Source organism: Duganella sp. sic0402 (assembly GCF_019219065.1).
Lineage (GTDB): Bacteria > Pseudomonadota > Gammaproteobacteria > Burkholderiales > Burkholderiaceae_D > Rugamonas.
The window spans coordinates 21,765-44,861 of record NZ_JAHUWK010000004.1; the positions used below are offsets into that span (position 1 = coordinate 21,765).

Annotated in this window: 23 protein-coding genes; 14 read left to right on the top strand and 9 right to left on the bottom strand. The window is 62.5% G+C overall.

Annotation, left to right across the window (positions count from 1 at the left end; translation table 11 throughout):
• Positions 1-19 precede the first annotated feature (19 nt).
• Positions 20-235 (top strand): hypothetical protein, encoded by a 216-nt coding sequence (locus tag KW842_RS11870; RefSeq protein WP_218304316.1) that lies wholly within the window; start codon positions 20-22, stop codon positions 233-235.
• Position 236: 1 nt separating this feature from the next.
• Here the strand turns inward: KW842_RS11870 and KW842_RS11875 are convergent, their stop codons facing one another.
• The gene (locus tag KW842_RS11875) at positions 237-1,439 is read right to left on the bottom strand and encodes a serine hydrolase (protein ID WP_218304317.1); all 1,203 of its coding nucleotides are present in this window, start codon (positions 1,437-1,439) and stop codon (positions 237-239) included.
• A gap of 3 nt (positions 1,440-1,442) precedes the next feature.
• Positions 1,443-2,582 (bottom strand): aminotransferase class I/II-fold pyridoxal phosphate-dependent enzyme, encoded by a 1,140-nt coding sequence (locus KW842_RS11880; protein ID WP_218304318.1) that lies wholly within the window; start codon positions 2,580-2,582, stop codon positions 1,443-1,445.
• A gap of 51 nt (positions 2,583-2,633) precedes the next feature.
• Here KW842_RS11880 and KW842_RS11885 point away from each other — a divergent pair, with 51 nt between their 5' ends.
• From KW842_RS11885 to KW842_RS11905, 5 genes are all read left to right on the top strand, one after another.
• Positions 2,634-6,017, top strand: a complete 3,384-nt coding sequence (locus KW842_RS11885) for a DUF748 domain-containing protein (RefSeq protein ID WP_218304319.1) — start codon at positions 2,634-2,636, stop codon at positions 6,015-6,017.
• Position 6,018: 1 nt separating this feature from the next.
• On the top strand, positions 6,019-6,873 hold the full coding sequence (locus KW842_RS11890; RefSeq protein WP_218304320.1) for a DMT family transporter: 855 nt from the start codon (positions 6,019-6,021) through the stop codon (positions 6,871-6,873).
• Positions 6,874-6,949: 76 nt separating this feature from the next.
• Positions 6,950-7,267, top strand: coding sequence for a hypothetical protein (locus KW842_RS11895; RefSeq protein ID WP_218304321.1), 318 nt, complete (start codon positions 6,950-6,952; stop codon positions 7,265-7,267).
• Positions 7,268-7,365: 98 nt separating this feature from the next.
• The gene (gene alaC, locus KW842_RS11900) at positions 7,366-8,565 is read left to right on the top strand and encodes an alanine transaminase (RefSeq protein ID WP_218304322.1); all 1,200 of its coding nucleotides are present in this window, start codon (positions 7,366-7,368) and stop codon (positions 8,563-8,565) included.
• An 85-nt stretch (positions 8,566-8,650) separates the two neighbouring features.
• Positions 8,651-9,178, top strand: coding sequence for a hypothetical protein (locus KW842_RS11905; RefSeq protein WP_218304323.1), 528 nt, complete (start codon positions 8,651-8,653; stop codon positions 9,176-9,178).
• On the opposite strand, the gene KW842_RS11910 is transcribed toward KW842_RS11905, so the two are convergent.
• On the bottom strand, positions 9,175-10,191 hold the full coding sequence (locus tag KW842_RS11910) for a zinc-binding alcohol dehydrogenase family protein (protein ID WP_218304324.1): 1,017 nt from the start codon (positions 10,189-10,191) through the stop codon (positions 9,175-9,177). The genes KW842_RS11905 and KW842_RS11910 overlap by 4 nt on opposite strands.
• A gap of 100 nt (positions 10,192-10,291) precedes the next feature.
• Between KW842_RS11910 and KW842_RS11915 the strand changes: the two genes are divergently transcribed.
• Both KW842_RS11915 and KW842_RS11920 read left to right on the top strand, forming a co-directional pair.
• A complete protein-coding gene (locus KW842_RS11915; protein WP_218304325.1) occupies positions 10,292-11,191 on the top strand; it encodes a LysR family transcriptional regulator in 900 nt (299 codons plus the stop codon).
• 86 nt (positions 11,192-11,277) lie between these two features.
• Positions 11,278-12,354, top strand: a complete 1,077-nt coding sequence (locus tag KW842_RS11920; RefSeq protein ID WP_218304326.1) for an AI-2E family transporter — start codon at positions 11,278-11,280, stop codon at positions 12,352-12,354.
• Between the two features lie 72 nt (positions 12,355-12,426).
• On the opposite strand, the gene KW842_RS11925 is transcribed toward KW842_RS11920, so the two are convergent.
• Positions 12,427-12,657 carry a hypothetical protein gene (locus KW842_RS11925; RefSeq protein ID WP_090192292.1) on the bottom strand — a complete coding sequence of 77 codons (231 nt, stop codon included), beginning with the start codon at positions 12,655-12,657 and terminating at the stop codon, positions 12,427-12,429.
• 221 nt (positions 12,658-12,878) lie between these two features.
• Between KW842_RS11925 and KW842_RS11930 the strand changes: the two genes are divergently transcribed.
• The 3 genes from KW842_RS11930 to KW842_RS11940 are packed head-to-tail and all read left to right on the top strand — an operon-like array spanning position 12,879 to position 15,232.
• Complete coding sequence (locus tag KW842_RS11930; RefSeq protein ID WP_218304327.1) at positions 12,879-13,508, top strand: phosphatase PAP2 family protein; 630 nt, start codon at positions 12,879-12,881, stop codon at positions 13,506-13,508.
• 5 nt (positions 13,509-13,513) lie between these two features.
• Positions 13,514-14,404 (top strand): diacylglycerol kinase family protein, encoded by an 891-nt coding sequence (locus KW842_RS11935; RefSeq protein ID WP_218304328.1) that lies wholly within the window; start codon positions 13,514-13,516, stop codon positions 14,402-14,404.
• Between the two features lie 9 nt (positions 14,405-14,413).
• Positions 14,414-15,232 (top strand): metallophosphoesterase, encoded by an 819-nt coding sequence (locus KW842_RS11940; protein WP_218304329.1) that lies wholly within the window; start codon positions 14,414-14,416, stop codon positions 15,230-15,232.
• A 9-nt stretch (positions 15,233-15,241) separates the two neighbouring features.
• Here KW842_RS11940 and cls read toward each other — a convergent pair whose 3' ends face one another.
• Together cls and KW842_RS11950 are read right to left on the bottom strand one after the other, a co-directional pair.
• On the bottom strand, positions 15,242-16,639 hold the full coding sequence (cls, locus tag KW842_RS11945; protein WP_218304330.1) for a cardiolipin synthase: 1,398 nt from the start codon (positions 16,637-16,639) through the stop codon (positions 15,242-15,244).
• Entirely contained in the window at positions 16,636-18,669 is a 2,034-nt protein-coding gene (locus KW842_RS11950; protein ID WP_218304331.1) for a site-specific recombinase, read from the bottom strand. Before KW842_RS11950 ends, cls begins: the two co-directional genes overlap by 4 nt.
• A 182-nt stretch (positions 18,670-18,851) precedes the next feature.
• Between KW842_RS11950 and KW842_RS11955 the strand changes: the two genes are divergently transcribed.
• Entirely contained in the window at positions 18,852-19,922 is a 1,071-nt protein-coding gene (locus tag KW842_RS11955; RefSeq protein ID WP_218304332.1) for a porin, read from the top strand.
• A 52-nt stretch (positions 19,923-19,974) separates the two neighbouring features.
• On the top strand, positions 19,975-20,811 hold the full coding sequence (locus KW842_RS11960) for a branched-chain amino acid aminotransferase (protein WP_218304333.1): 837 nt from the start codon (positions 19,975-19,977) through the stop codon (positions 20,809-20,811).
• On the opposite strand, the gene KW842_RS11965 is transcribed toward KW842_RS11960, so the two are convergent.
• The 3 genes from KW842_RS11965 to KW842_RS11975 all read right to left on the bottom strand — a co-directional run bounded on the left by KW842_RS11965 (position 20,812) and on the right by KW842_RS11975 (position 22,255).
• Entirely contained in the window at positions 20,812-21,342 is a 531-nt protein-coding gene (locus KW842_RS11965; protein WP_218304334.1) for a DUF3617 domain-containing protein, read from the bottom strand. It lies immediately after the preceding gene.
• 76 nt (positions 21,343-21,418) lie between these two features.
• Positions 21,419-21,565 (bottom strand): lmo0937 family membrane protein, encoded by a 147-nt coding sequence (locus KW842_RS11970; protein ID WP_008446864.1) that lies wholly within the window; start codon positions 21,563-21,565, stop codon positions 21,419-21,421.
• A gap of 78 nt (positions 21,566-21,643) precedes the next feature.
• Positions 21,644-22,255 carry a glycine zipper 2TM domain-containing protein gene (locus KW842_RS11975; RefSeq protein WP_218304335.1) on the bottom strand — a complete coding sequence of 204 codons (612 nt, stop codon included), beginning with the start codon at positions 22,253-22,255 and terminating at the stop codon, positions 21,644-21,646.
• 105 nt (positions 22,256-22,360) lie between these two features.
• Here KW842_RS11975 and KW842_RS11980 point away from each other — a divergent pair, with 105 nt between their 5' ends.
• The gene (locus KW842_RS11980) at positions 22,361-23,080 is read left to right on the top strand and encodes a Crp/Fnr family transcriptional regulator (protein ID WP_218304336.1); all 720 of its coding nucleotides are present in this window, start codon (positions 22,361-22,363) and stop codon (positions 23,078-23,080) included.
• Positions 23,081-23,097 lie beyond the last annotated feature (17 nt).

Sequence of the window (23,097 nt, forward strand, 5' to 3'; positions counted from 1 at the left end):
CTGAATAAAGGAGGATGACATGCCTGCCTCTCATGATACCTACACCCGCAAGCAGGGTTTGAAACAGACTTACGACGTGGAATACACGGCGCTGCGCTACAAAATATCCTTGGGCAACAAAGTGCTCAAGGATATACAGCTGGGGCTGCAATCGGCCCCGGTCTACGATCCGGAAATCGCCTGGCGGCACGCGGTGGCCGATATTGAAAACTTGCGGGGCATGACCGAACAGTAGCTCAGCCGCCGCAACCGGCGCTCACCACTGGCCGCTCGCGCGCTTGCAAACCCATCAGTTCCGGCCTGTCGTATGGGATGTAATTCATCCAGAACCACGGCAGGCAGGTTTTGCCGTAGACATATTCCACGGCGGGGAGATACATGCCCTGCGCCGTGGACGTATTGCTCAGCAGGACGATGCCGTTGCGCGACGTCAGGAAGCCGAGCGCGAAGTTCTGCGTGCCGTCGTCGTTGCCTTCCTTGAAGAAGGCCGGTCCCAGCGGCGAGTTGTACAGTGGCCAGCCGAGGCCGATCGACAGGCCGATGCCGCGCCATAAGTCCGTATCGCCAGGCCAGTGCGAGGGGAACTGCTGCACCGAAACAATCGGCAACTGCGGCGATAGCATCTCCTTGTATGCCTTGGCCGACAAGCCTTCGCCGCGCAGCACGCCGGCCAGGAAGTTGGCGTAATCGCCGATGGTGGTGTCCATCGAGCCGGCCGCGCGTGCGCTGCCACGGCGCTTGTGGACGATGGCGGTGCCGTCCTTGGCGTAGTGCGTGACTTCGCGGCCTTCCCATTCCTTGCGCCAGGCCATGCTGGTGTCTTTCATGTTGAAGCGGTCGAACACGCGCTGCTGCATCATCGTCTGAAGCGGAATGCCGGTGCGCTCTTCCAGCACCATCTGCAACAGGTTCAGGCCTTCGCCGGAGTACACATAGCGCACGCCGGGCGGATATTTGAAATCCAGCTTGTTGTTGTCGTTGATGTAGCGCCAGTTGAGCAGGCCGCTGGTGTGCGACAGCAGCATGCGCGGCGTCAGCTGGCGCCAGCGGGCGTCGTCTTTCAGGTCAGCATAGGCGGGGTAGTCGGGGAGCGGTTTTTTTAGCAGTGTGGGCAGTGGTGCGTCGAGATCCAGCAGGCCTTCGTCCACCAGCTGCATCACCGTGTAGGCGAACACCGCCTTGGTGAGCGAGGCACTGTACATGATGTTGTCGGTGCGCAGTGGCTGCTGTTTTTCGACATTGGCGTAGCCGTAGGCGCGGGAGTAGCTGACCTGGCCGTTTTCGATCAGGGCCAGCGACAGGCCGGGGACTTTTGCGGCGCTCATCAGGCGCTGGATTTCAACATCCAGCGCCTGATGCGACGGCGGCGGACTGGCGCATCCTCCAAGCATCACAGCGGCAATCAGTGCAGCGCAGCGGGGCAGGGAGGAGAGGCGCATGGTTCAGTCCTTTCTGGGTTGGGCCGCAAACCAGGGCAGCATGCGGCGGATGGCTTGTTCGATCTCCGCCGTGGACACGGCAAAGCTGAAACGGATGAAGTGCTTGCCATCGACCGGGTCGAAGTCGATGCCGGGCGCGGTGGCGATGCCGGTGTCTTGCAGCAGGCGCTGGCAGAAGGCCAGGCTGTCGTCGGTCAGGTGGGCGATGCTGGCGTAGATGTAGAAGGCGCCGTCCGGCGGCGCGACCGTGGTCAGGCCCAGGCCGGGCAGGGCGGCCAGCAGCAGGCGGCGGTTCTCGCGGTAGACCTGGAGATGGCCGTCCAGCTCATCCAGCGCATCGAACGCGGCCAGGCCGGCGTGCTGGCTCAGCGATGGCGCGGTCAGAAACAGGTTGCCGCAATAGGCTTGCGCGCGCTCGACGTGCTCCGGCGGCGCCAGCAGCCAGCCGAGCCGCCATCCTGCCATGCTGAAATATTTGGAGAAGCTGCTGACCACCAGTGCCTGCGGTTCGTAGGCGAGGATGGTTTGCGCCGGTTCGACGTAGCTGAGCCCGTGGTAGATCTCGTCGGAGATGATGCGGATGCCGCGCGCGCGGCAGACCTCGGCAATGGCGCGCAGTTCGTCGGCTTTAATCAGCGTGCCGGTCGGATTGGCCGGGCTGGCGATGATGACGGCTTTAGGCGCGGGCGCAATGGCGGCCAGCGCGGCTGCGGTCAGCTGGAAGCCGACCTCGGCGCCGCAGGCGATCTCCACCGGTTCCATGTGCAGCGCTTTCAGCGTGTTGCGATAAGCCACATAGCCCGGACGCGCCATGGCAATCCGGTCGCCCGGCGAGAACATCGAACTCAGCGCCAGCACCAAGGCCGGCGAGGCGCCGCAGGTCAGGATGAACTGGCTTGCGTCCACGTCGACGCCATAGCGCTGCTGGTAAAACTGCGCGAGCCGCTGTTTCAGCGGCGCGCTCTCCCAGTAGCCCATGGCTTCTTCGTCCAGCACTGCATGCGCCTTGGCGATGGCAGCTGCTGGCGCGCCAGTGGATGGCTGGCCAAATTCCATATGAGTGATCGAGCGGCCCTCGGCTTTCAGGGCGTGGGCCTGCTTGCTGATGGCAATGGCGTGAAAGGGTTCAAGTTGCGCAGTCATGCTTCGATTATACTGTTGCCTGTAGCATAAAAAAAGCAAAGGTTGTTAAGTATGACGATACGATGGAAGCGATGGGCAATCGGCGCGGCCAGCGCGCTTGGTGTGTATGCGGCGGCCGGTTTCTGGCTAGTGCCCGGCATCATCAAAAGCCAGCTCCCCAAGTACGCGGAGACGGAACTGGAGCGCAAGGCCAGCATTGGCCAGCTGAGTTTTAATCCCTTTACCCTTCGCCTGGAAGCGCAGGATGTGCGCCTGACGGAAGCCGATGGCGCGCCGCTGTTCGCCGTTGGCGGACTGGCGGTGCAGATGCAATGGCGATCGCTGTTCCGCCGTGCCTGGAGTTTTGCCGAGATCCGCGTCAACGAGCCGGCGCTGCAACTGGCGATTGCCAAGGATGGCAAGTTCAATATCGCCGAGCTGCTGAGCACCATCGACAAGCATAAAAAGAAGGATGAGCCGGATTCCGGCCTGCCACGGCTGGTGATTGAGCATTTCGCACTGGAGGGCGGGCAGATCGCCATGCACGACAAGCATGCCGGCTATGACGATACTTTTGCCCCGATCACCTTTTCGCTGAACAAGCTGAGCACGCTGCCGGATGAGAACGGCGATTACACGCTGAGCGCTGATGCGGGGCAGGGCGGCAAGCTGCGCTGGAAAGGCGTGGCGGCGGTCAATCCGATCAGCGGCAGCGGTTTGCTGACGCTGGAAAATGTCGCGCTGCCGGGCGTGGCGGCTTATCTGAAGTCATTTTCGCGGGTGGTGGTGGCGGATGGCAAGTTGTCAGCGCAGCTGCCGTACAAATTCGGCTATCACGACGGCAAGCTGGATGCGAGCCTGAATGGCGCAGGCCTGAGCCTGATCGATTTGTCGCTGCAGCGCGGCGCCGATGCGCCGTTTGTGAAGATGAAGCAGCTGTCGGTGAATGATATCGGCGTGGACTTGCTGAAGCAGTCGGTGCAGGTTGGCGCGCTGCGTCTGAACGGCGGTGCGCTGACTGTACGGCGCGACGCGCGCGGCGAGCTGGATGTGGCGAACCTGCTGCTGCCGGCGCGGCCGACGCCAGCCACCTCGGCCGCGCCGGCAAAGGGCGGCAGCTGGAAGCTGCAATTCAAGCAGATCGGCCTGGATGGCGTGGCCGTCAATTATTTCGATCAGACCGTCAGCCCGGCGCTGAAGGTCAGCGCGACTAACGCTCACCTGAAACTCGGCTTGCACATGGAGGGCGCGAGGCTGGATATTGCCGGCGCGGACTTCTCTATGGATAACCTGCTGCTGAATAGCGGCACGCAAGCACCGTTCAAACTCTCGCGCATTGGTTTCGAAGACGCCGCGCTGGATCTGGATGCGCACAAGCTCAGCGCCGGACGGCTGTACGCCAACGGCGGCCAGCTGGATCTGTCGCGTGACGCCAAGGGGCAGTTCCTGTTCATGAACGTGTTGCCGAAGCCTGCCAGCGCGCCTGCCAAGCCCAGCGAATCAGCCGGGCCGGCTTGGACTGCCGAGGTCAAAGCTGTTGAGTTGAATAAATTTGCTGCGCGTGTCGATGATGCTGGCAGCGGCGTCAAAGTCAATCTGCAAGACTTCAATCTGAAATTGCGCGACGCTAGCACTGACCTGAGCAAGCCGCTGGCGTTTGAGGGGGGCGTCAGCTTGAAAGAGGGCGGGCAGTTGCTGGCCAAGGGCAAGGTGGTGCCCGCCAGCGGCGCGGTCAATACCGAACTGAAGCTGACCAAGCTGGCGCTGGCGCCGGTACAGCCGCTGCTGAGCCAATATGTGAAGCTGAAGATCGCCGATGGCGTGATCAATGCGCAAGGCTGGCTGCGCACCGGCGCGGGCATCGGCAAAAACGATCCGGCGCTGCATTACAACGGCTCGTTTGAGGTGGCCGAGCTGTCGCTGAACGAGCTGGATAACGACCGTTTCGCCCACTGGACCAGCGTGCGCGCGGACAAGCTGACACTGAGCCTGAAGCCGAATCTGCTGGACGTGGCCGAACTGCGCGTCATCGAGCCGAGCGCGATCCTGATCATCGAAGACGACCGCAGCTTCAACGCGCAGCGCCTGCTGGTGACGCCGCCGGCCGCACCAGCCACGGCAGCCGTAGTGGCCCCGCCAGGTCCTGCAGCCTCGGCACCGGCGGATGCGGCGGCGGAGCCGTTCCCGGTCCGTGTGCGCCGTGTGCGCTTGCAGGATGCCAAGCTGGACTTCACGGACCTCAGCTTGCGCCCGCAATTCGGCGCCAAGATTTACGAGCTGAATGGCGTCATCAACGGCCTGTCGTCGCGCCGCGATGCGCGCAGCCAGATCGAGCTGGACGGCCGGGTGGACGACTACGGACTGGCGCGTGTGCGCGGCCAGCTGAATCCCTTTGTGCCGGCCGACAACACCGATATGAACGTGGTGTTCAAGAACGTCGACATGGTGGCTGCCTCGCCGTACAGCATGAAGTTCGCCGGCTACAAAATCGCGCAGGGCAAGATCTCGCTGGACTTGCAATACAAGGTGCGCCACGGCCAGCTGGAGGGCAACAACCAGGTCATTCTGGACAAACTGACGCTGGGCGAGCGCATCGACAGTCCGGAAGCGCTCAAGCTGCCGCTGGAACTGGCGCTGGCCATCCTCAAGGACAGCAACGGCCGCATCGATCTGGGCATACCGGTATCGGGCAATATGAACGATCCGAGTTTCAGCTATGGCGCGGTGGTGTGGAAAGCGCTGGGCAATATCGTGACCAAGATTGTGACCTCGCCATTCCGCGCGCTGGGCAGCATCTTCGGCTTCAGCGGGGAGAAGCTGGAGGCGGTCGAGTTTGAAGCGGGCAGCGAGGTGGTGCTGCCGCCGGAACGCGAGAAGCTGAAGCAGGTGGCGCACATCCTGGCCAAGAAGCCTGAATTGAAGCTGGCGGTGCCTGGCCTGTACAGCGAAATTAGCGACGGCGCCGCGCTACGCACGCAAGCCTTGCGCCGCGCTGTGCTGGAGCGGGCAGGCGTCAAGCTGGCTGCCAATGAACAGCCGGGGCCATTGGATATCGGCCAGCGCAAGGTGCGTGGCGCGATCCGCGATCTGTACGCCGAGCGCTTTGGCGCGCCCGAGCTGGACAAGGAAAAGAAAGCCGCAGAAGCGCTTGTCGCCGCCGCAGTCGCCAACGATAGCGCGAAGAAAGTGCCGGTACTGCAACGCCTGGGCAATATGGTGCAGGGCGAGCCGCAAGTGGCCGATGCAAGCGCGTTCTACGGCAAGCTGCAGGCGCGCCTGGAGCAAAATCAGGCGCTGCCGAAAGACGCCTTGCCACAGCTGGGGGCGCGGCGTGCCGCCGCAGTGGTCGGTGCGCTGAAGGAAGCTGGTGGCGTGGCGACGGCAGGTGCGCCAGCTGCCACCGACAGCGCGGGCGGCAAGCCGGTCGCGGTCAAGCTCGAACTGTCGGCGAAATAGCATGGGCGACGAGGCAAAACGCCTGGCCGGGAGTCCGCTGCTCGCCGGCCTGGCGTTGCTGTGCAGCCAGCTGTCGCTGAACGCCGGCGCAGCGTTTGCCAAGCACCTGTTCCCGAAGATTGGTGTGGAAGGCGTGACCGCCTACCGGGTCGGTATTTCGGCGCTGATCATGCTGGCGATGTTTCGCCCGTGGCGCACGCCGCTGACCTGGAAGCAGGCCGTCAACGTAGCCATTTATGGTTCGGTGATCGGGCTGATGAATCTGCTGATCTACCGCGCGTTTGCGCGCATTCCGATGGGAGTGGCGGTGGCGATTGAGGTGGCTGGGCCGCTGACGGTGGCGGTGCTGTCCTCGCATCGTCCGCGCGACTTCGTGGCGGTCTGTCTGGCGGTGGCGGGGCTGTATTTCCTGTTGCCGATCCACGGCCATGTGGACCAGCTTGATCCAGTCGGCGTGGCCTATGCGGCGGGCGCTGCGGTGTGCTGGGCCTTGTACATTGTTTATGGCAAGCGGATTTCTTCCATGTCGGGTGGCCAGTCGGTTGCCTGGGGCATGCTGGCGGCGTCGCTGTTCATCGTGCCGATCGGCGTGGCGCACTCGGGTGAGGCTTTGCTGACACCGGCCTTCCTGCTGGCCGGTGCGACCATCGCGGTGATGTCCAGCGCGCTGCCATACACGCTGGAGATGATCTCGATGCGCACGCTGTCGTCGCGCACTTTCAGCATGTTCAGCAGCGCGGCGCCGGCGCTGAGCGCGCTGGCCGGCATGGTGGTGCTGGGCGAGCACCTGACGCTGACCCAGTGGCTGGCCATTGCCGCCATTGTCATGGCGTCGGCGCTGACTTCGCTGCGCTAGTAGCCGCCGCGGGAGGCTGCTTGTTGATTTTGTAAGCAGTTCGTGGCAGCATAGCTTCTTCTTTTGAGGAGATGCCATGCAAGTCGCCCGTGCTCAACAACCGATTGCCGCCGCTGCTGTTACGCTGGTGTTGTGGATAGCGTGTGTCGCCTCGTTCCTGCCGCCACTGGTGCATCACACCACGAAATCGGTGCTGTTGATGATTGCCGCCGGTATCGGCATCACCGTGTGCTACGTGCTGCACCTGGTATTTGTCGGCATTGCCGCGCAGCGGCTGGACCGTTCGCCCGTGCTATGGGTGGTGGTATCGGCGTGCTTCATGCCGATCGCATCGATCATCTGCCTGATCATCTTCGAGTGGTTCAGCGAGCAGGAAAAACAAGCCACCGCCTGAAGCACTTGCCAGACATGGATGGGATCGTCTAGTATCGATCCCGATGCATCTGCATCGACGTCGCTCGGACGGTTCCGGGCGCTTACGTGAGACAACCCATGACTGACACCCAAAATCCGCGCAGCTTTGCGCGTATCGATCGCCTGCCTCCCTACGTTTTCAATGTCACCGCCGAGCTCAAGCTGGCGGCACGCCGTCGCGGCGAAGACATCATCGATATGTCGATGGGCAATCCGGACGGCGCCACGCCGCCGCATATCGTGAGCAAGCTGGTTGACACGGTACAACGCCCTGACACCCATGGTTATTCGGCCTCGAAAGGCATTCCGCGCCTGCGCCGCGCCATCTCGCGCTGGTACAAGACGCGCTATGACGTGGAGTTCGATCCGGATTCGGAAGCCATCGTCACCATCGGCTCCAAGGAAGGTCTGGCGCACCTGATGCTGGCCACGCTGGACCAGGGCGACACGGTGCTGGTGCCGAATCCCAGCTACCCGATCCACATCTGGGGCGCGGTGATCGCCGGCGCGAATATCCGCTCGGTGCGCATGACGCCCGGTGTCGATTTCTTCGACGAACTGGAACGCGCGGTGCGCGAAAGCTATCCGAAGCCGAAGATGATGATACTCGGCTTCCCGTCGAATCCGACCGCGCAGTGCGTGGAGCTGGAATTCTTTGAACGGGTGGTGGCGCTGGCCAAACAGCACAACATTCTGGTGGTGCATGATCTGGCCTACGCCGACATCGTGTTCGACGGCTGGAAAGCGCCGTCCATCATGCAGGTGCCGGGCGCGCGCGAGGTGGCGGTGGAGTTCTTTACGCTCTCCAAGAGCTACAACATGGCTGGCTGGCGGGTCGGCTTCATGGTCGGCAACAAGGAACTGGTGGCGGCGCTGGCGCGCATCAAGAGCTACCACGATTACGGCAGCTTCACGCCGGTGCAGGTGGCGGCGATTGCCGCGCTGGAAGGCGATCAGGAATGCGTCAGCGAGATCTGCGCACAGTACCAGAGCCGCCGCGATGTGCTGCACAAAGGCCTGGTGGAAGCTGGCTGGCCGGTGGACAAGCCGAAAGCCTCGATGTACATCTGGGCGCGCATCCCGGAAGCGTATCGCCATCTGGGGTCGCTGGAATTCGCCAAGCTGCTGCTGGCCGAGGCCAAGGTTTGCGTCTCCCCCGGCATCGGCTTCGGAGAATACGGCGACGAGTACGTGCGCTTCGCGCTGATTGAGAACGAAGCCCGTATCCGCCAAGGGCTACGTGGCATAAAAGCCATGCTGCGCAAAACTTCGCTGTAAATTTGCGTTGAGTTTAAGCCACATCAAACTCTGGTTTGATGTGGCGTCTACTGTAGCTCTCTGGACCATTAGAGGAGCTGCCATCATGTCCCATCTTTCCACCAGAGTCAGCGCGCGCCGCCTGGTCGATGCTGTCCAAAAACTCGAACGTACGCTGTCTTCGGCCGGGCTGCCGCGCTGGATGGCGCGCCTGCCGGTGTGTTGCCTGGGCTGGTATTACTGCCGCATGCTGGATGAAAAGATCGCACGCATTACCCGCATCGCCGGTAAATTCGACCGCTGGGGGCCGGCGGTCCGCGCAGTCTCGCCGGTGGCGCAGGAAAAACTGGAAATGCTGGACCTGGACCACAGCATGCGTACCGATATCGAATTCACCAAGACCACCATGATGGACTTGCGCTCCTACGGCGAAGACATCGGCCGCATGTTCGAGCAGCTGGGCTACCATTCGGCCGGGCTGAAGCGGCGCCAGGCGGCGTTTCTGGCGATACTGGACGCGTCCTGCGCGTCGGCCAGCCGCATGCAGGAGGCGTTGACCCGCCATGACAATGCGGTGCTGGCGCGCTTGCAGGCCGAAGCGGACGCAGCCTCGGCGCAGGCGGCACGGGCTTAAAAGCCTTCCAGCACAATCTTGCCTTTGGCGCGGTTGCTCTCGATCAGTGCGTGCGCGCGCTTGAGGTTTTCCGCGTTGATCTTGCCAAAGCGTTCGGCCAGTGTGGTTTTCACCGCGCCGGTTTCCACCAGCGTGGCCACATCGTTGAGCAGCTGGTGCTGTTGCTGCATATCGGCGGTCTGGAACATCGAGCGGGTGTACATGAACTCCCAGTGCAGCGACACGCTCTTGCGCTTCAGTGTACGCACGTCGAGGGCGTCCGGATCGTCGATCAGCGCCACCTTGCCTTGCGGCGCGACCAGTTCGCTGATCGCGGCCCAGTGGTGATCGGTCTGGTTCAGCGCGGCCACATAGGTCACTGGCGGCAAGCCCAGGCGGGCGATTTCCTCGTGCAGCGGCTTGCTGTGGTCGATCACATGATGGGCGCCCAGCTGCTTGATCCACTCGCCCGTTTCCGGGCGCGAGGCGGTGCCGATGATGGTCAGGCCGGTCAGCTGGCGCGCCAGCTGTACCAGAATGGAGCCGACGCCGCCCGCCGCGCCGATCACCAGCAGCGACTTGCCTTGCGTGGCGCCGGCGTCGCGGCTCACCTGCAGACGGTCGAACAGTAGCTCCCAGGCGGTGATGGTGGTCAGCGGCAGCGCGGCGGCCTGGGCGAAATCGATATTCTTCGGCTTGTGGCCGACGATGCGCTCGTCCACCAGATGCAGCTCGCTGTTAGTACCGGCGCGGGTCAGGTCGCCGGCGTACCAGACTTCATCACCGACTTTGAACAGGCTGACCTCCGGGCCAACCGCTTTGACTACACCGGCGGCGTCCCAGCCGATCACCTTGGCCTGGCCTTCGGCCGGCGCCACATTGCGGCGGATCTTGGTATCGACCGGGTTGACCGAAATCGCGCGTACTTCGACCAGCAGGTCGCGGCCGCTGGCGTGTGGCGCTGGCAGTTCGATATCAATCAGGGAGTCCGCGTTTTCGATGGGCAAGGAATGGCGGTAGGCTATGGCTTTCATTGAAAGTTCTCCGAAGTGTTGTGATGGGAGTATCATCATTTATTTCGTGGCGATGAAAAAGAGGCGCTGCGCTGAAACACTTTCAAGGAAATGACGAAAATTGCTCAGGCTAGATGATTTGACCGTGTTTGTCCGCACTGCCGACCGGGGCAGCTTGTCGGCTGCCGCGCGCGAGCTGGAGATTTCGCCGGCGCTGGCCAGCGCCGCCGTCAAGCGTCTTGAGGGCGAGCTGAAGCTGCGCCTGTTCGCACGCACCACCCGTTCGCTACGGCTGACCGAGGAGGGCGAGCATTATCTGCGGCATGCGCGCGAAGCCTTGCGGCTGCTGAAGGAGGGGCATGACGCCTTGATCCAGGGGCAGGAAATCCTCGGCGGCACGCTGAAAATTTCCATGCCTTCCGACCTTGGGCGGAATATGGTGGTCGGCTGGCTGGATGCGTTTCAGGCGCTGTATCCCAAGGTATCGCTGCAACTGAGCATCAGCGACCGGGTGTCGGATATGTACCGGCAGCCGGTGGATATCGCCATCCGCTACGGCGCACAGGAGGATTCCAGCCTGATCGCCTTGCCGCTGGCGCCGGAAAACCGCCGCGTGCTGGTGGCGTCGCCGGACTACATCAAACAGCACGGCAAGCTGAACTCGCTGGATGAACTGGCGCGCCACAACTGCCTGCGCTTCATGCTGGACGATGTCATCCACGACCGCTGGAGCTTTTACCGCGACGCGCAGACCGAGCCGGAGACGGTGCATGTCAACGGCAACCGCAGCGTGGACGATGCCGACGTGGTGCGGCGCTGGGCGGTGGCGGGTGCCGGCATCGCCTACAAATCGCGGCTGGACCTGAGTGCCGACATCCGCGCCGGCCGTCTGCAAGTGCTGCTGCCCGACGTGCTGGGCGAGCCGACGCCGCTGAATATGCTGTGCATGCACCGTGCGCAGATCACGCCGACGGTGCTGCAACTGCGCGACTTCCTGCGCGCGCAGTGCGAAAAGGCTTAAGGGCGGCTGAAATCGCTGGTGCGCACAGTTGCGCCGCAACAAAATCCGCTTAACATAGCGCTCATAAGAATACTCGGGAGAGAGCAATGACCGAAACCCAGCGCGACCTGCTCAGCGCCGGCTTTTCGCTGACGCTGATTGCGCTTGCCGCTTTCGTCATGCAGCGTTTCTTCCTGCCGCTGATTTGGGCGGGCATTTTGTGCGTGGCCAGCTGGCCGCTGTATCTGCGGCTGCGCGCGCGCATCGGTAGCGACATCATCGCGGCCGCCCTGCTGACCTTGCTGGTGGCGGCGGTGTTCATCGTGCCGGCGCTGCTGGGCGTGACCCAAGCCATGCGGCAAGCGCCCGAACTGGCCAATTACATCGTCAGCGCCAATACCGACGGCATCGCCGTGCCGGACTTTGTTGCGCACCTGCCGGTGATCGGCTATGCGCTGGCGGAATGGTGGCAGGCGACGTTGAGCCAGCCGCATGGGCTGGCGCATTTGCTGTCTGACCGCCAGATCAACGGCTTTCACTCCGCCAGCGATATCGTCAAGCTGGTAGGCGTCGGCCTGATGCACCGGCTGGTGGATTTTGGCCTGGCCTTCCTGTGCCTGTTTTTCTTCTACAAAGATGGCGAGGCGCTGAATCGCCAGATCACCAATATCGGCAGCCGCTGGTTCAGTGCGCTGCGCTGGGCGCGCTATTCGGAAAAAATACCAACCGCGATCCGCGCCACCGTCAATGGCCTGGTGCTGGTGGGCCTGGCGGAAGGCGTGCTGATCGGCGTAGCGTACTGGCTTGCCGGCTTGAAATCTGCCGTGCTATGGGCAGCCGCCACCGGCATCCTGGCCATCATTCCTTTTGGCGCGCCGCTGGCGTTTGTCAGCGCGGCCGGTGTATTGGCTGTTGGCGGCGCCGTACCGGCAGCGATAGGCGTCATCGCCTGGGGCACGCTGGTGCTGTTTATCGCGGATCACTTTGTACGGCCTGGCATCATCGGCAACGCTACGCGCTTGCCCTTCCTGGCCGTATTGTTCGGCATACTAGGCGGGGTAGAGACCCTGGGCCTGGTGGGACTGTTTATCGGTCCGGTGGTGATGGTTCTGTTTGTAACCCTGTGGCATGAAGCGCAGACGCATCGTGAGGATGTCGGCTCGCCAGTTGCCAAACCCAGGTGAGGAGCGCAAGCGAGGTCGCGGCGTTGGCCGGCCTGTCATGTGCATGGGTAGGGCAACTGGCACCGGCAACCATTAATGCGCTTTCGATTTCGACAGGATCAGCAGCCAGCGGCGGAACAGCAGCACCTCCAGGTGGCCAGCTTGCACGCCGGTGTCGCATTCCATGATCGGGTTGACCGCATAGAAGCGCTTGCGGAAGTCACGGCACACCATCATTTCGCGTTTGCCCATGCGGACCATGAAAGAGGTCGGCAGGTATTCGAGACCGAAGCGGGAACCATAGCTGCTGTTCAGAGTGCTCATGACAATTCCTTTGTTTGGATGTGTTTAACGAGGAGTTCAGAATAGCATAACTACTGTATGAATAAACAGGTACTGTGTAAATAAACAGTAAATTCGTTGTTTTGTGTTTTTTAGGCCAACTTAATCGGTGGTCAAGCGAGGAGGACCAAATTTTTAGTAAATTGCTCAGTTTCGTTGAGGCAAGACTGTCTCCAGGCGGTGAATTCGGTTTGCATTTGACCATGGGGATGGCGCTGTTGCTGGTGTCCGGCATGGTGTTTCATGAACTGGCCGAGGCAGTCATGGGGCAGGAGGCGATCACCGTGCTGGACGTGCAGGTGGCGCATTGGTTCAACGCGCACGCCTTCGAGCCACTGACCAGCCTGATGTATCTGGTCTCGCATGTGCATTCGGTGGCCGGCATGGTGGTGCTGTTCGGCCTGCTGGCCTGGTATCTGTGGAAGCAGGGCGCGCGCTACTGGCTGCTGGCGCTGGCGTTCGCCGTACCCGGCGGTATGGTGCTGAATGTGGCGCTCAAGTTCTACTTCCAGCGCGCGCGGCCGGTGTTTGAGGAACCGCTGGTGAGCTTGGCGACCTATAGCTTCCCGAGCGGGCATACCACCGCCGCCACCTGCTTCTATGGGCTGCTGCTAAGCTATCTGGTGATTGCCCGGCCTGCGTGGAGTGTGCGTGTGGCAACGGTGGCCTTATGCCTGTCGATGGTATTGTTGGTGGCATTCAGCCGGGTCTACCTGGGCGCGCATTATGTCAGCGATGTGCTGGCCGCGATGGCGGAGAGTGTGGCCTGGCTGGCGGTCTGCATTACCGCTGTTTCCACCTTGCGCCGCCGGCGCGAGGGTAAAACCATTTGAAACCTATGGATAAAATCGTCGTCATCGTCAATGCGAGTGCGGGACTGGGCTACTGTGGCGGGTGGACTGCCGCGCTGCAGGAAAAATTTCGCGCCCACGGCGCCGAGGCCGATATCACGCTGGCGAAAAGCGGCGACGAGATGATCGCCCGCGCCGAACGCGCTGTGGCCGAGGGGGCGCCGGTGGTGGTGGCGGGCGGTGGCGACGGCACTATCAACGCGGTGGCCTCGGTGCTGGCCGGCACCGCATCGCGGCTGGGTGTGCTTCCGCTGGGCACGCTGAACCACTTCGCCAAGGATCTAAAGATTCCGCTGGAGCTGGACGATGCCGTGGCCAATGTGGTGCGCGGCGTGGCGCGCCAGGTGGATGTGGGCGAGGTGAATGGCCGCATCTTCCTGAATAACTCCAGCCTCGGCATTTACCCGGACATCGTGCGCGACCGCGAGCAGCAGCAACGCCATCTGGGACGCAGCAAGTGGCCGGCATTCGGGCGCGCGCTGTTTGCGGCGCTGCGGCGCTTTCCATTTCTCAGCGTGCGGCTCAAGATCAATGGCGAAGAACATCTGCGGCGCACGCCGTTTGTCTTCATCGGCAATAACGAATACCTGCAAGGCCTGACACTGGGCGGACGCGAACGGCTCGACAGCGGCAAGCTGTGCCTGTACGTGGCGCAGAAACCGACCCGGCTGGGACTGCTGCGCTACGCGCTGCATGCCTTGTTCGGCAAGCTGCGCGAGGCGCGCGACTTCGACGTGTTGTCTGCCTCGGCGCTGGAGATCGACACGCGCCATCATCACATCCGCGTCGCCACCGATGGCGAGGTGACGCTGATGAAGCCACCGCTATGCTATCGCTCCAGGGCGGCGGCGCTGAACGTGATCGCGCCGGCGGCATAGGAGGGAAGCATGCGCACCATCGTCCATTTATCTGATCTGCATTTTGGCCGCGTCGACCAGGACTTGCTGCAACCCTTGCAACAGCTGGTGACCAAGCTAGCGCCGGATGTGGTGGTGGTGTCCGGCGACCTGACCCAGCGCGCCAAGAGCGAGGAATTCAAGGCCGCGCGCGCCTGGCTGGACAGCTTGCCGGGGCCGCAGATTGTGGTGCCGGGCAATCACGACATCCCGCTGTACAACGTCGCCAGCCGCTTCCTGACGCCGCTGCGCAAATACACGCGCTATGTGACGCTGGATCTGGCGCCCGAATATGTGGACGAAGAGATTGCCGTGCTCGGCATCAACACCGCGCGTTCGCTGACCTTCAAGGATGGCCGGGTCAACAAGGAGCAGCTGGCGCAGATGAAACAGCGCATGCAGGCGGTGGGGCCGGCGCATACGCGCATCATCGTCACCCACCATCCGTTCGACCTGCCGGAGAATTTCGACAAGGACGACCTGGTCGACCGTGCGCCGATGGCGATGCAGGCGTTTTCCGAATGCGGCGTCGACCTGCTGCTGGCAGGACACCTGCATTCCAGCCATGCCGGCAACAGTGCCGGCCGCTACAAAATCGCCGGCTACGCGGCGCTGGTGGTGCAGGCCGGCACGGCCACCTCGACGCGCGGGCGTGGCGAATCCAATTCCTTCAACGTGTTGCGCATCGATCCCGACGACATCCAGGTCGACCGCTACAGCTGGGTAGAAGGCACCGGCAGCTTCGAACTCTCCCACACCGAATACTTCCGCCGCAGCGGCGACGTCTGGGCCCTCGCCGCCGAAGCCTAATCCCCGGATTTACAACCAGTAGTTCATGAAGCGGGCGGCCCATTCTTTCATGCGGTTGGCCAGCGGGCGCTTGCGCCAGGTTTCCAGCGTGACTTGGTTGGAGTCGCGCAGGTCTTCCTGGAAGGCTTTTTCCATTTCGTTGCCGAAAGCGTCGCCCATGACGATGACGTTGATTTCGCTGTTGTGCAGGAAGCTGCGCATGTCGATATTGGTCGAGCCGACTGTTGACCAGCGGCCGTCAATCACGGCGGTTTTGGCGTGCAGTACGGCCAGCTTGAGCTGGTAGATCTTGACGCCGGCTTCCAGCAGCTCGTCATAGAAGGCGTGGCCGGCGTAGACCACCAGGCCGACATCGGACACGCCCGGCACGACGATTTTGACGTCGACGCCGCGCCTGGCGGCAGCTTTCAGCGCATCCACGGTCTGACGGTCCGGTACGAAGTAGGCAGAGGTCAGGTGGATCGATTTTTTGGCTTCCTGCAAGGCCAGGGCGTAGGCTTTGTAGATTTCAAAGTGGCCGTCCGGCTCGCTGCCCAGCACGCGCACCACTTTGTCGCCAGCGATGACCGGCGTCGGGAAGTAGTCGGCTTCGCGCAGGTCGTCCTTGTCGGCCTTGGTCCACTGGCGGATGAAGAGCCACTGGAAGGCTTGCACCGCCGGGCCTTCGATCTTGATATGGGTGTCGCGCCAGCCGACATCGTCTTTGCTGGTCGGCTTGGAGGCGGAGCGGAATAGCGAACTCTTGGCGTAGGTCGAGCTGATGTTGATGCCGCCGGTGAAGGCGGTCTTGCCATCGACAATCAGCACTTTGCGGTGGTCGCGGTTGTTGAGCTTCCAGCTATCACCGCTGAGCTTGGCCGGATTCACCGGATTGAATTCGATCAGGCGGATGCCGGCGTCGCGCATGCGCTGGAAGAATTCCGCTTTCACGCCGATGGTGCCGACGCTGTCGTAGATGATATTCACCGTCACGCCTTGCCGCTGCTTTTCAATCAGCGCGTCGGCGAACTTCATGCCCAGCTCGTCCTGGTCGAAGATATAGGTTTCAAAGTTGATGTTGTTGCGCGCGCCCTGGATGGCCTTCAGCATTTCCGTCAGGGTCTGCGGGCCGTCGAACAGCAGCGTGGTTTTATTGCCGGCGATCAGCGGCACGCCGGTGGCCGCTTCTTCCAGCGACGCCTGGGTTTGCAAGTCCAGCGTGCCCTTGGTCCAGCGCTTGGACAGCAGCGCCTTGGCGCGCGCGTCGCTCAGCTCGCCATTCTTGCCTTTGACGGTGGGCGCGGTGGCGGTGGCCGGTTCCAGCTTGTCGCCCAGCGCCGTGACATTCGGCAGCGATGCGCATGCGCTCAGCGAAGCCAGGCACATCAGGCCGGCGGAAAGCCAGTAACGCATACGCAAGAGTTTCATCTGTCGACCTTTTCAATGAGGTTGTTGTCTATTGTTGAACCGAACAGGAAGGCGATCGGCGCTGTGCGGAAGCGGCGGCCCAGCGCTTTCAGCAACTGCCAGCCCTGCTTGAAGCGTACCTGCCGCGAACGCAGCGCCACCCACAAAGCCAGGCCGAAGCTGACCCACAGGTTGACTATCCCTATGGAAAGGAAACCTGCTACCGAGGTCACAACCAGTTCCCAGCTGACATTGTGATCAAGTCCGACAATTGCTGTCGCAAAGTTGGCGGACGAGAACGTCACATGGCGGATATCCAGTGGGATGCCCAGCACAAAGCCGATGAACGGCATCGCGCCCAGCAGGATGCCGAAGAAGAAATTACCCATCAGACCGCCCAGATTGTTTTCCAGGTAGACGCCCAGGCGGCTCAGGCGCTCCTGGCCCAGCAGCCAGCGCAGGCCACGCAGCTGCGCGATACGCTGCGCCCAGCGGGTGTACAGCGCCTTGTTGTCGTAGTAGCCGGAAATCAGGCCGGCGACGAACAGGCAGACGCCGGCAATCGCCGCATAGATCAGCGCCGGCCCGTGGATAGGGTCGATGTCCGTCAGCAGGTGCATGGCCTTGTCCGGCGATACCAGGTGGTGGCCGGTCAGGTAAGGCCAGGACATGGCGATCAGCCAGGCGGTTGGAATACACACGGCCAGGTTGCCCAGCACCGCCATCACCTGCGTGCGCAGCACCTTGTTGCACAGCTCGGCCATGCTGTCGATGTCGATATTCCGGCCATCCCTGGAATGCAGGCCGGAGGCGATGCGCGAGGCGGTCATGGCCGGCTGCTTGGTCGCCACGGTGAAGTGCAGCAGGTGGATGAAGACGAAGCCCAGCGAATAATTCATGCTGAACAGGAAGGCTTCCACCAGCGGTGCGGCGTGCAGGTAGGACATCAGGATCTTGAACAGCGCCATGAAGCCGATGATCAGCCCGGCGCCGGAGGCCGACAGGAACATCGCGCCCAGCTCGCGGCGCGTGTTGGCCACGTAATGCTCGCCGGTGTGGCTGGCGTTTTCGGTGACATTGCGCGCCAGCAGGTTGATATTGTCGCGCAGCAGGTCGCTGACCATGTATTTGTTGTTGTGCGCGGTGATCAGCTCCAGCGCCAGCGCGATCGCGGCGGCGCGGCGGCCCTGGTCTTTTTCTTCGCCGGGATGGTGCACGTCGACCAGGAATAGCAGCTTGCGCATGCGGTCCAGGCTTTGCGTCAGCGACACCAGCAGGTAGGTCAGGGCGATGCTGGTGCCCTGGCTCAGCGCCTTCTTGCGTATCTTGGCGATCACGCCGTCGCACTGGTCGAGCATTACCAGCAGGTGGCGGGCGTCGTCGATATCGACTGCTTCGCCGGCCAGCTGGCGCTGGTAGGCGTCGAGGTAGGCGTTGACTTCAAAGTTCTGCACCATGAACGGCGACTCATAGGTCTCCATCTCGGTGTGGAAGTTGGTCAGGCGCGGCTCCAGGCCGATCGCGCAGACGCGGTAGGACAGCGTGCGGATCGCTTCCAGCAAGCCGGGCAGCATCAGATTGCCGAGGTAGGGCCGCCCGGCGCGCTGAACCGTGGCGCGCTGTTCCGATTGCAGCACCACATCGAACAGGCATAGCCAGTCGTCGATCGGCACGGCCGCCATCCAGAGATAGTCGGTGCGTTTGTAGACGATCTGGTCCAGCGCTTCGCTCAGGTAGTCATTGCCCAGCGCGGGCGGCAGGATGCGGTAGGCGATGCGGGTGCGCAGCTCGCTGAAAAAGCCGTCGCTCGACAGCACACCGATCTCGGTGTAAAGGCTGGAGTGGCGGCGCGAAGCGATGATGTTGCGCGCGTAGTTGCGCAGCGCGTTGGCCTGGACCGGGTTGCCCTTCAATAGCTGGCACAAGGTCCGCACATTGGCGGTGGCGCGCGCGCCGTCGGTCGCGCGTTTGGGACGCAAGGTGTCGAACAGGTCGACCATCAGACTGATGTCGCTGCTGTCTGCGTTGATGCGTTCCAGGATGTCGAGCATGGAATAAGCCTCGTAAAACAAAAACGCAGTATAACCGCTGGCATCCTCCAAGTATGTACGTTGGCGTACATACGTTTCCTCGGTGAAAGTAATAAGTGCGTGGGCACGCGCACAGAAGGCCGGGCGAACCGCGACTACACTGGCGACAAGTCCTCACCAACCACCCATTTTTTCAGACGATCATGAAACCCGTTCTCATTACGTTAGCAATGCTGGTGCCGCTGACCTCGATGGCTCAGACGGAAGTGTATGGTGTGATCGACGCCGGCGTGGTTGCCGAGCGCGGCTGCGAAGGCGAGTGCGCCAGGACGCGGCTCGATAGCGGCGTCGCCAGCGGCTCGCGCCTCGGTGTGCGCGGCCGCGAGGATCTGGGCGGCGGCTCGGCGGCGGTGTATGCGCTGGAAGCCGGCTTCCTCAGCGATACCGGCGCGCAGGAGCAGAATGGCAAGCTGTTCAACCGCCAGGCCTATGTCGGCATCGACGGCCCGCTGGGCGTGGTCACACTGGGACGCCAGTACAACCTGGTCTATGAAACGCTGACCGATGTGGCCGACCCCTTCCATGGCGGCATGGCCGGCAGCGCCGCCAACCTGGTCGGCTACAGCGCCAAGCGCTACGACAACACGGTCAAATACAAATCGCCGCGCTCGCGCAGCGGCTTGATCGGTTCCGCTACCTACAGCCTGGGCGAATCGCAGTTTAATAGTAAGGCCAACCGCGCTTACGGCGCCACTATCGGCTACGAAGGCAGCAAGGCCAATCTGCGCATCAGCCACCAGCGCAAGGAAAATACGCTGGATGCGACCGGTGCTTCGCCCGAACTGGATCGCACCGCGCGCAACACGCTGGTGGCGGCCAATTACGACTTCGGGCGCTTTGTCGGCTACGCCGCCTATGGCCACAGCAAGGGCGACATCAGCTCGCAATGGAATGAGGCCAATCCGTATGGCGCGGTAGGGCAGCGCGACCTGTACACCAACAGCCGCGACGTGCTGGTCGGCGTGGCGGTGCCGATGGGCGGCGCGACCACCTTGCTGGCCTCCTACATCCGCAAGGATGACCGGGGCGTGGCCGACCGCGACGCCAACCAGCTTGCCATCGGCGCCAGCTATGCGTTTTCCAGGCGCACCGATGTGTACGCAGCGTTCTCCAAAATCCAGAACCGCAACGGCGCCGGCTACACCGCCGGCAACGCCACCAGCCGCGGCAGCGGCGACCGCGCCATCAACGTCGGCTTCCGCCACGCCTTTTAAGCCATCCGCCAAACATGCTACATTGCTGGTTTTTGTTGACCAGGAACGTAGCATGTACCTCACTTATTTCAACGGCAATTGGGCCGAAGGCAACGCGCCGCTGTTCGGCGCCATGGATCACAGCGTCTGGCTGGGCTCGTCGGTGTTCGACGGCGCCCGCTCGCTGCGCGGCCATATGCCGGACCTGCGCCCGCACCTGCAACGGGTGATCACCTCGGCCGAACGGCTGGGCCTGGTGTGCCCGCTGAGCGTGGATGAAATGGAGCAGCTGGTGCGTGAGGGCGTGGCCAAGTTCCCGGCCGACGCCGAGCTGTATATCCGTCCGCTGGTGTTCGGCACCGACGGCCTGCTGATTCCTGTGCCGGAAAAGAGCGCCTTCGCGCTGACCTTGTTCGATGCGCCGATGCCGCCGTTCACCGGCTTCTCGGCCTGCCTGTCGACGCTGCGCCGTCCGGACGCGCTGATGGCGCCGACCGACGCCAAGGCGTCCTCGCTGTACGCCAACACCAGCAAGGCGCTGCGCGAAGCGAAGGAACGCGGCTATGACAACGCGGTGGTATGCGACAGCGCCGGCCATGTGGCCGAGTTCGCGTCGGCCAATCTGTTCTTCGTCACGCCGGAAGGGCAGGTGGTGACGCCGGTGCCGAATGGTACTTTCCTGTCCGGCATCACCCGTGCCCGTGTGATTGCATTGCTGGCGCAAGAGGGCGTCAAGGTGGAAGAGCGCAGCGTGCGTCCGGAAGAGCTGGATAGCGCTATTGAAATCTTCAATACCGGTAACTACGGCAAGGTCACGCCATGCGTGCGCTATGAAGCGCGCACCTTGCCGGTCGGCCCGATCGCCACGCTGGCGCGCGACCGCTACATGGCGTTCTCGGACAGCCAGTAATTACTTCGGCTTGGCCGGGCAGCTGGCGCTGAGCCAGCGCCCGGTCGACTCCACCGTGGCGTTCTGCGGCCCGGTGCCGGTGTTATTGGCGACGTTCATCGTCATCGTGTAGGCGTTGTCGCCCTGGAAGCGGATCTGTCCGGTGCCGCTGGAGGCCGGATCGGTGCAGCTGAACGACACGTCCAGGCCGCCGGCCACCGGCGTTTGCCTGGATTCGCACTTGCCCTTCTGATTCAGCGGCAGCTCCTTGCGCGCCGCCATTTCCGGCGTGACGCAGGCGGTCAGCACCAGGCTGCCATCGCTGCTGGCCTTGGGCATCGAGACACCATTCTGCGCCATCATCGCCTCCATCTTTGCGCGCTGTTCCGGCGGCAGCATGGCCAGCTGCGCCACTGCGGCGCTCATCGCCTGATCAGTTTGCGCGTTGCCGGTTTTGATCTTGTTATGCAATTCCCACAGGCCAGGCTTGACAGTCTGGGCGGAGGCCTGGGTGGCGGCCAGCACGGTCAGCGCCATCAGCAATCGTTTCATCTTGGTCCTCCTGAAAAAGGCGTAGCTTAAACGAAAACGGCGCCCATGGCGCCGTTTTACGATGATGCTGAGGTGACTATACGCCGCGACCGCTAATCAGGCGCAGCAGTACCATGATGATGGCGACGACCAGCAGAATGTGGATGAAGCCGCCAATGGTGTACGAAGTAACCAGGCCCAGCAGCCACAGAATCAGCAGAACGACAGCGATGGTATAAAGCATGATGATCTCCTCGGGTTGTGTTGGATCTATTATCAACGTGCACTATTGTTCTTTCTGTACGCTGCCGTACCTTGCGCCTTAGTCCAGCGAGCGCAGCTGGCCGTTGACGATACGTACCGAGTCGCCATTGCGCCACTGCGGCGCCGACGATGAGTGGATGGTGCGCTTTTTGCCGTTGTCCAGGCGTACCACGACGTCCCAGCTATAGCTGGTTTTCATATTGCCTTCGATCTGGTTGCCCGCCACTGCGCCGCCGACCGCGCCGGCTACCGTTGCCAGCTGGCGGCCGTGACCACCACCGACCTGGTTGCCCAGCAGGCCGCCCAGTACCGCGCCGCCGACCGCTCCGACGCCGCTGCCTTGCGGACGATGCTCAATCTTGCGCACCGATTCCACCACGCCGCAGTTGCTGCATGCGGCATTGCGGGCTTCCTGTTCCGGCAGTTGACCTTGGCCCTGGGACAGGGCTGGCGCCGGCGCGGATGGCGCTGGTGCGGTTTCTGCATAAGCCATTTGCTGTTGCTGTTGCGGCTGCTCCTGCATGCCGCTGACTTTCGCCGGCACCGACGCATTGGAGGTCGGCAGCCAGCCGAGAATCGCGGCACTGCCGACGCCACAGAACAGTACCACCGCGACAGCGGCGATGACCATGACAGGATGGGTGGCAGGTTTGTTGGTTTGAGTGTCCATGGAGGGTTCCTTTATTATCGAATGTCGATATTTTCCTGGAGGACACCCCTTGCTTCCGTGCGTCACCGTACATACAAGGATAAATAGTGTCATTACTCTGATGACATGCATACTTCTATCCTACATTCCCCCGACGAAGACCGCGCGCAGCCCCGGCTGGCGAATAACCGCCTGCTGGCCAGCCTGCCCGACGACGACCAGGCCCAGCTCGCCGAGAAGTGCGAGACGGTGCGGGTCGACAACGGCCAGGTGCTGTCGGAGCCCGGACAGGCGATGCGCTATGTGTACTTCCCTATCGATTGCCTGATTTCGCAGCTGGGCGTGGCAGAAGGACGCATGACGCTGGAAGTGGGTTCGGTTGGCCGCGAGGGCATGCTGGGCGCTTCGGTGGTGCTGGGCAATGAGGTTGCCCAGGTGCGCGGCGTGGTGCAGCGGTCCGGCCGCGCCTACAGGATGGACGCGGCGGACTTTGTGACCGAGTTTTATCGGATGGAGTCCTTGCAGCGCCTGTTGCACCGTTATACGGATACGGCGCTGGCGCAGGCCATACAGATTGCCGTGTGCAGCCGTTTCCATGTGCTGGAGGCGCGCCTGGCGCGTTCGCTGCTGATTACGCGCGATCGTCTGCAATCGGAAAAATTTCACCTGACGCATGAGTTTCTGGCGCATTCGCTGGGGGTGCGCCGCGTCGGCGTGACCAAGGCAGCCAGCGCGCTGCAACAGCAAAAGCTGATCAGCTATAGCCGCGGCAATATCGAGATCCTCGATTCCGCCGGCCTGGAATCCGCCTCCTGCCACTGCTACGAAATGTTCAAGGACAAATAAGGCAGGACGAGGACATG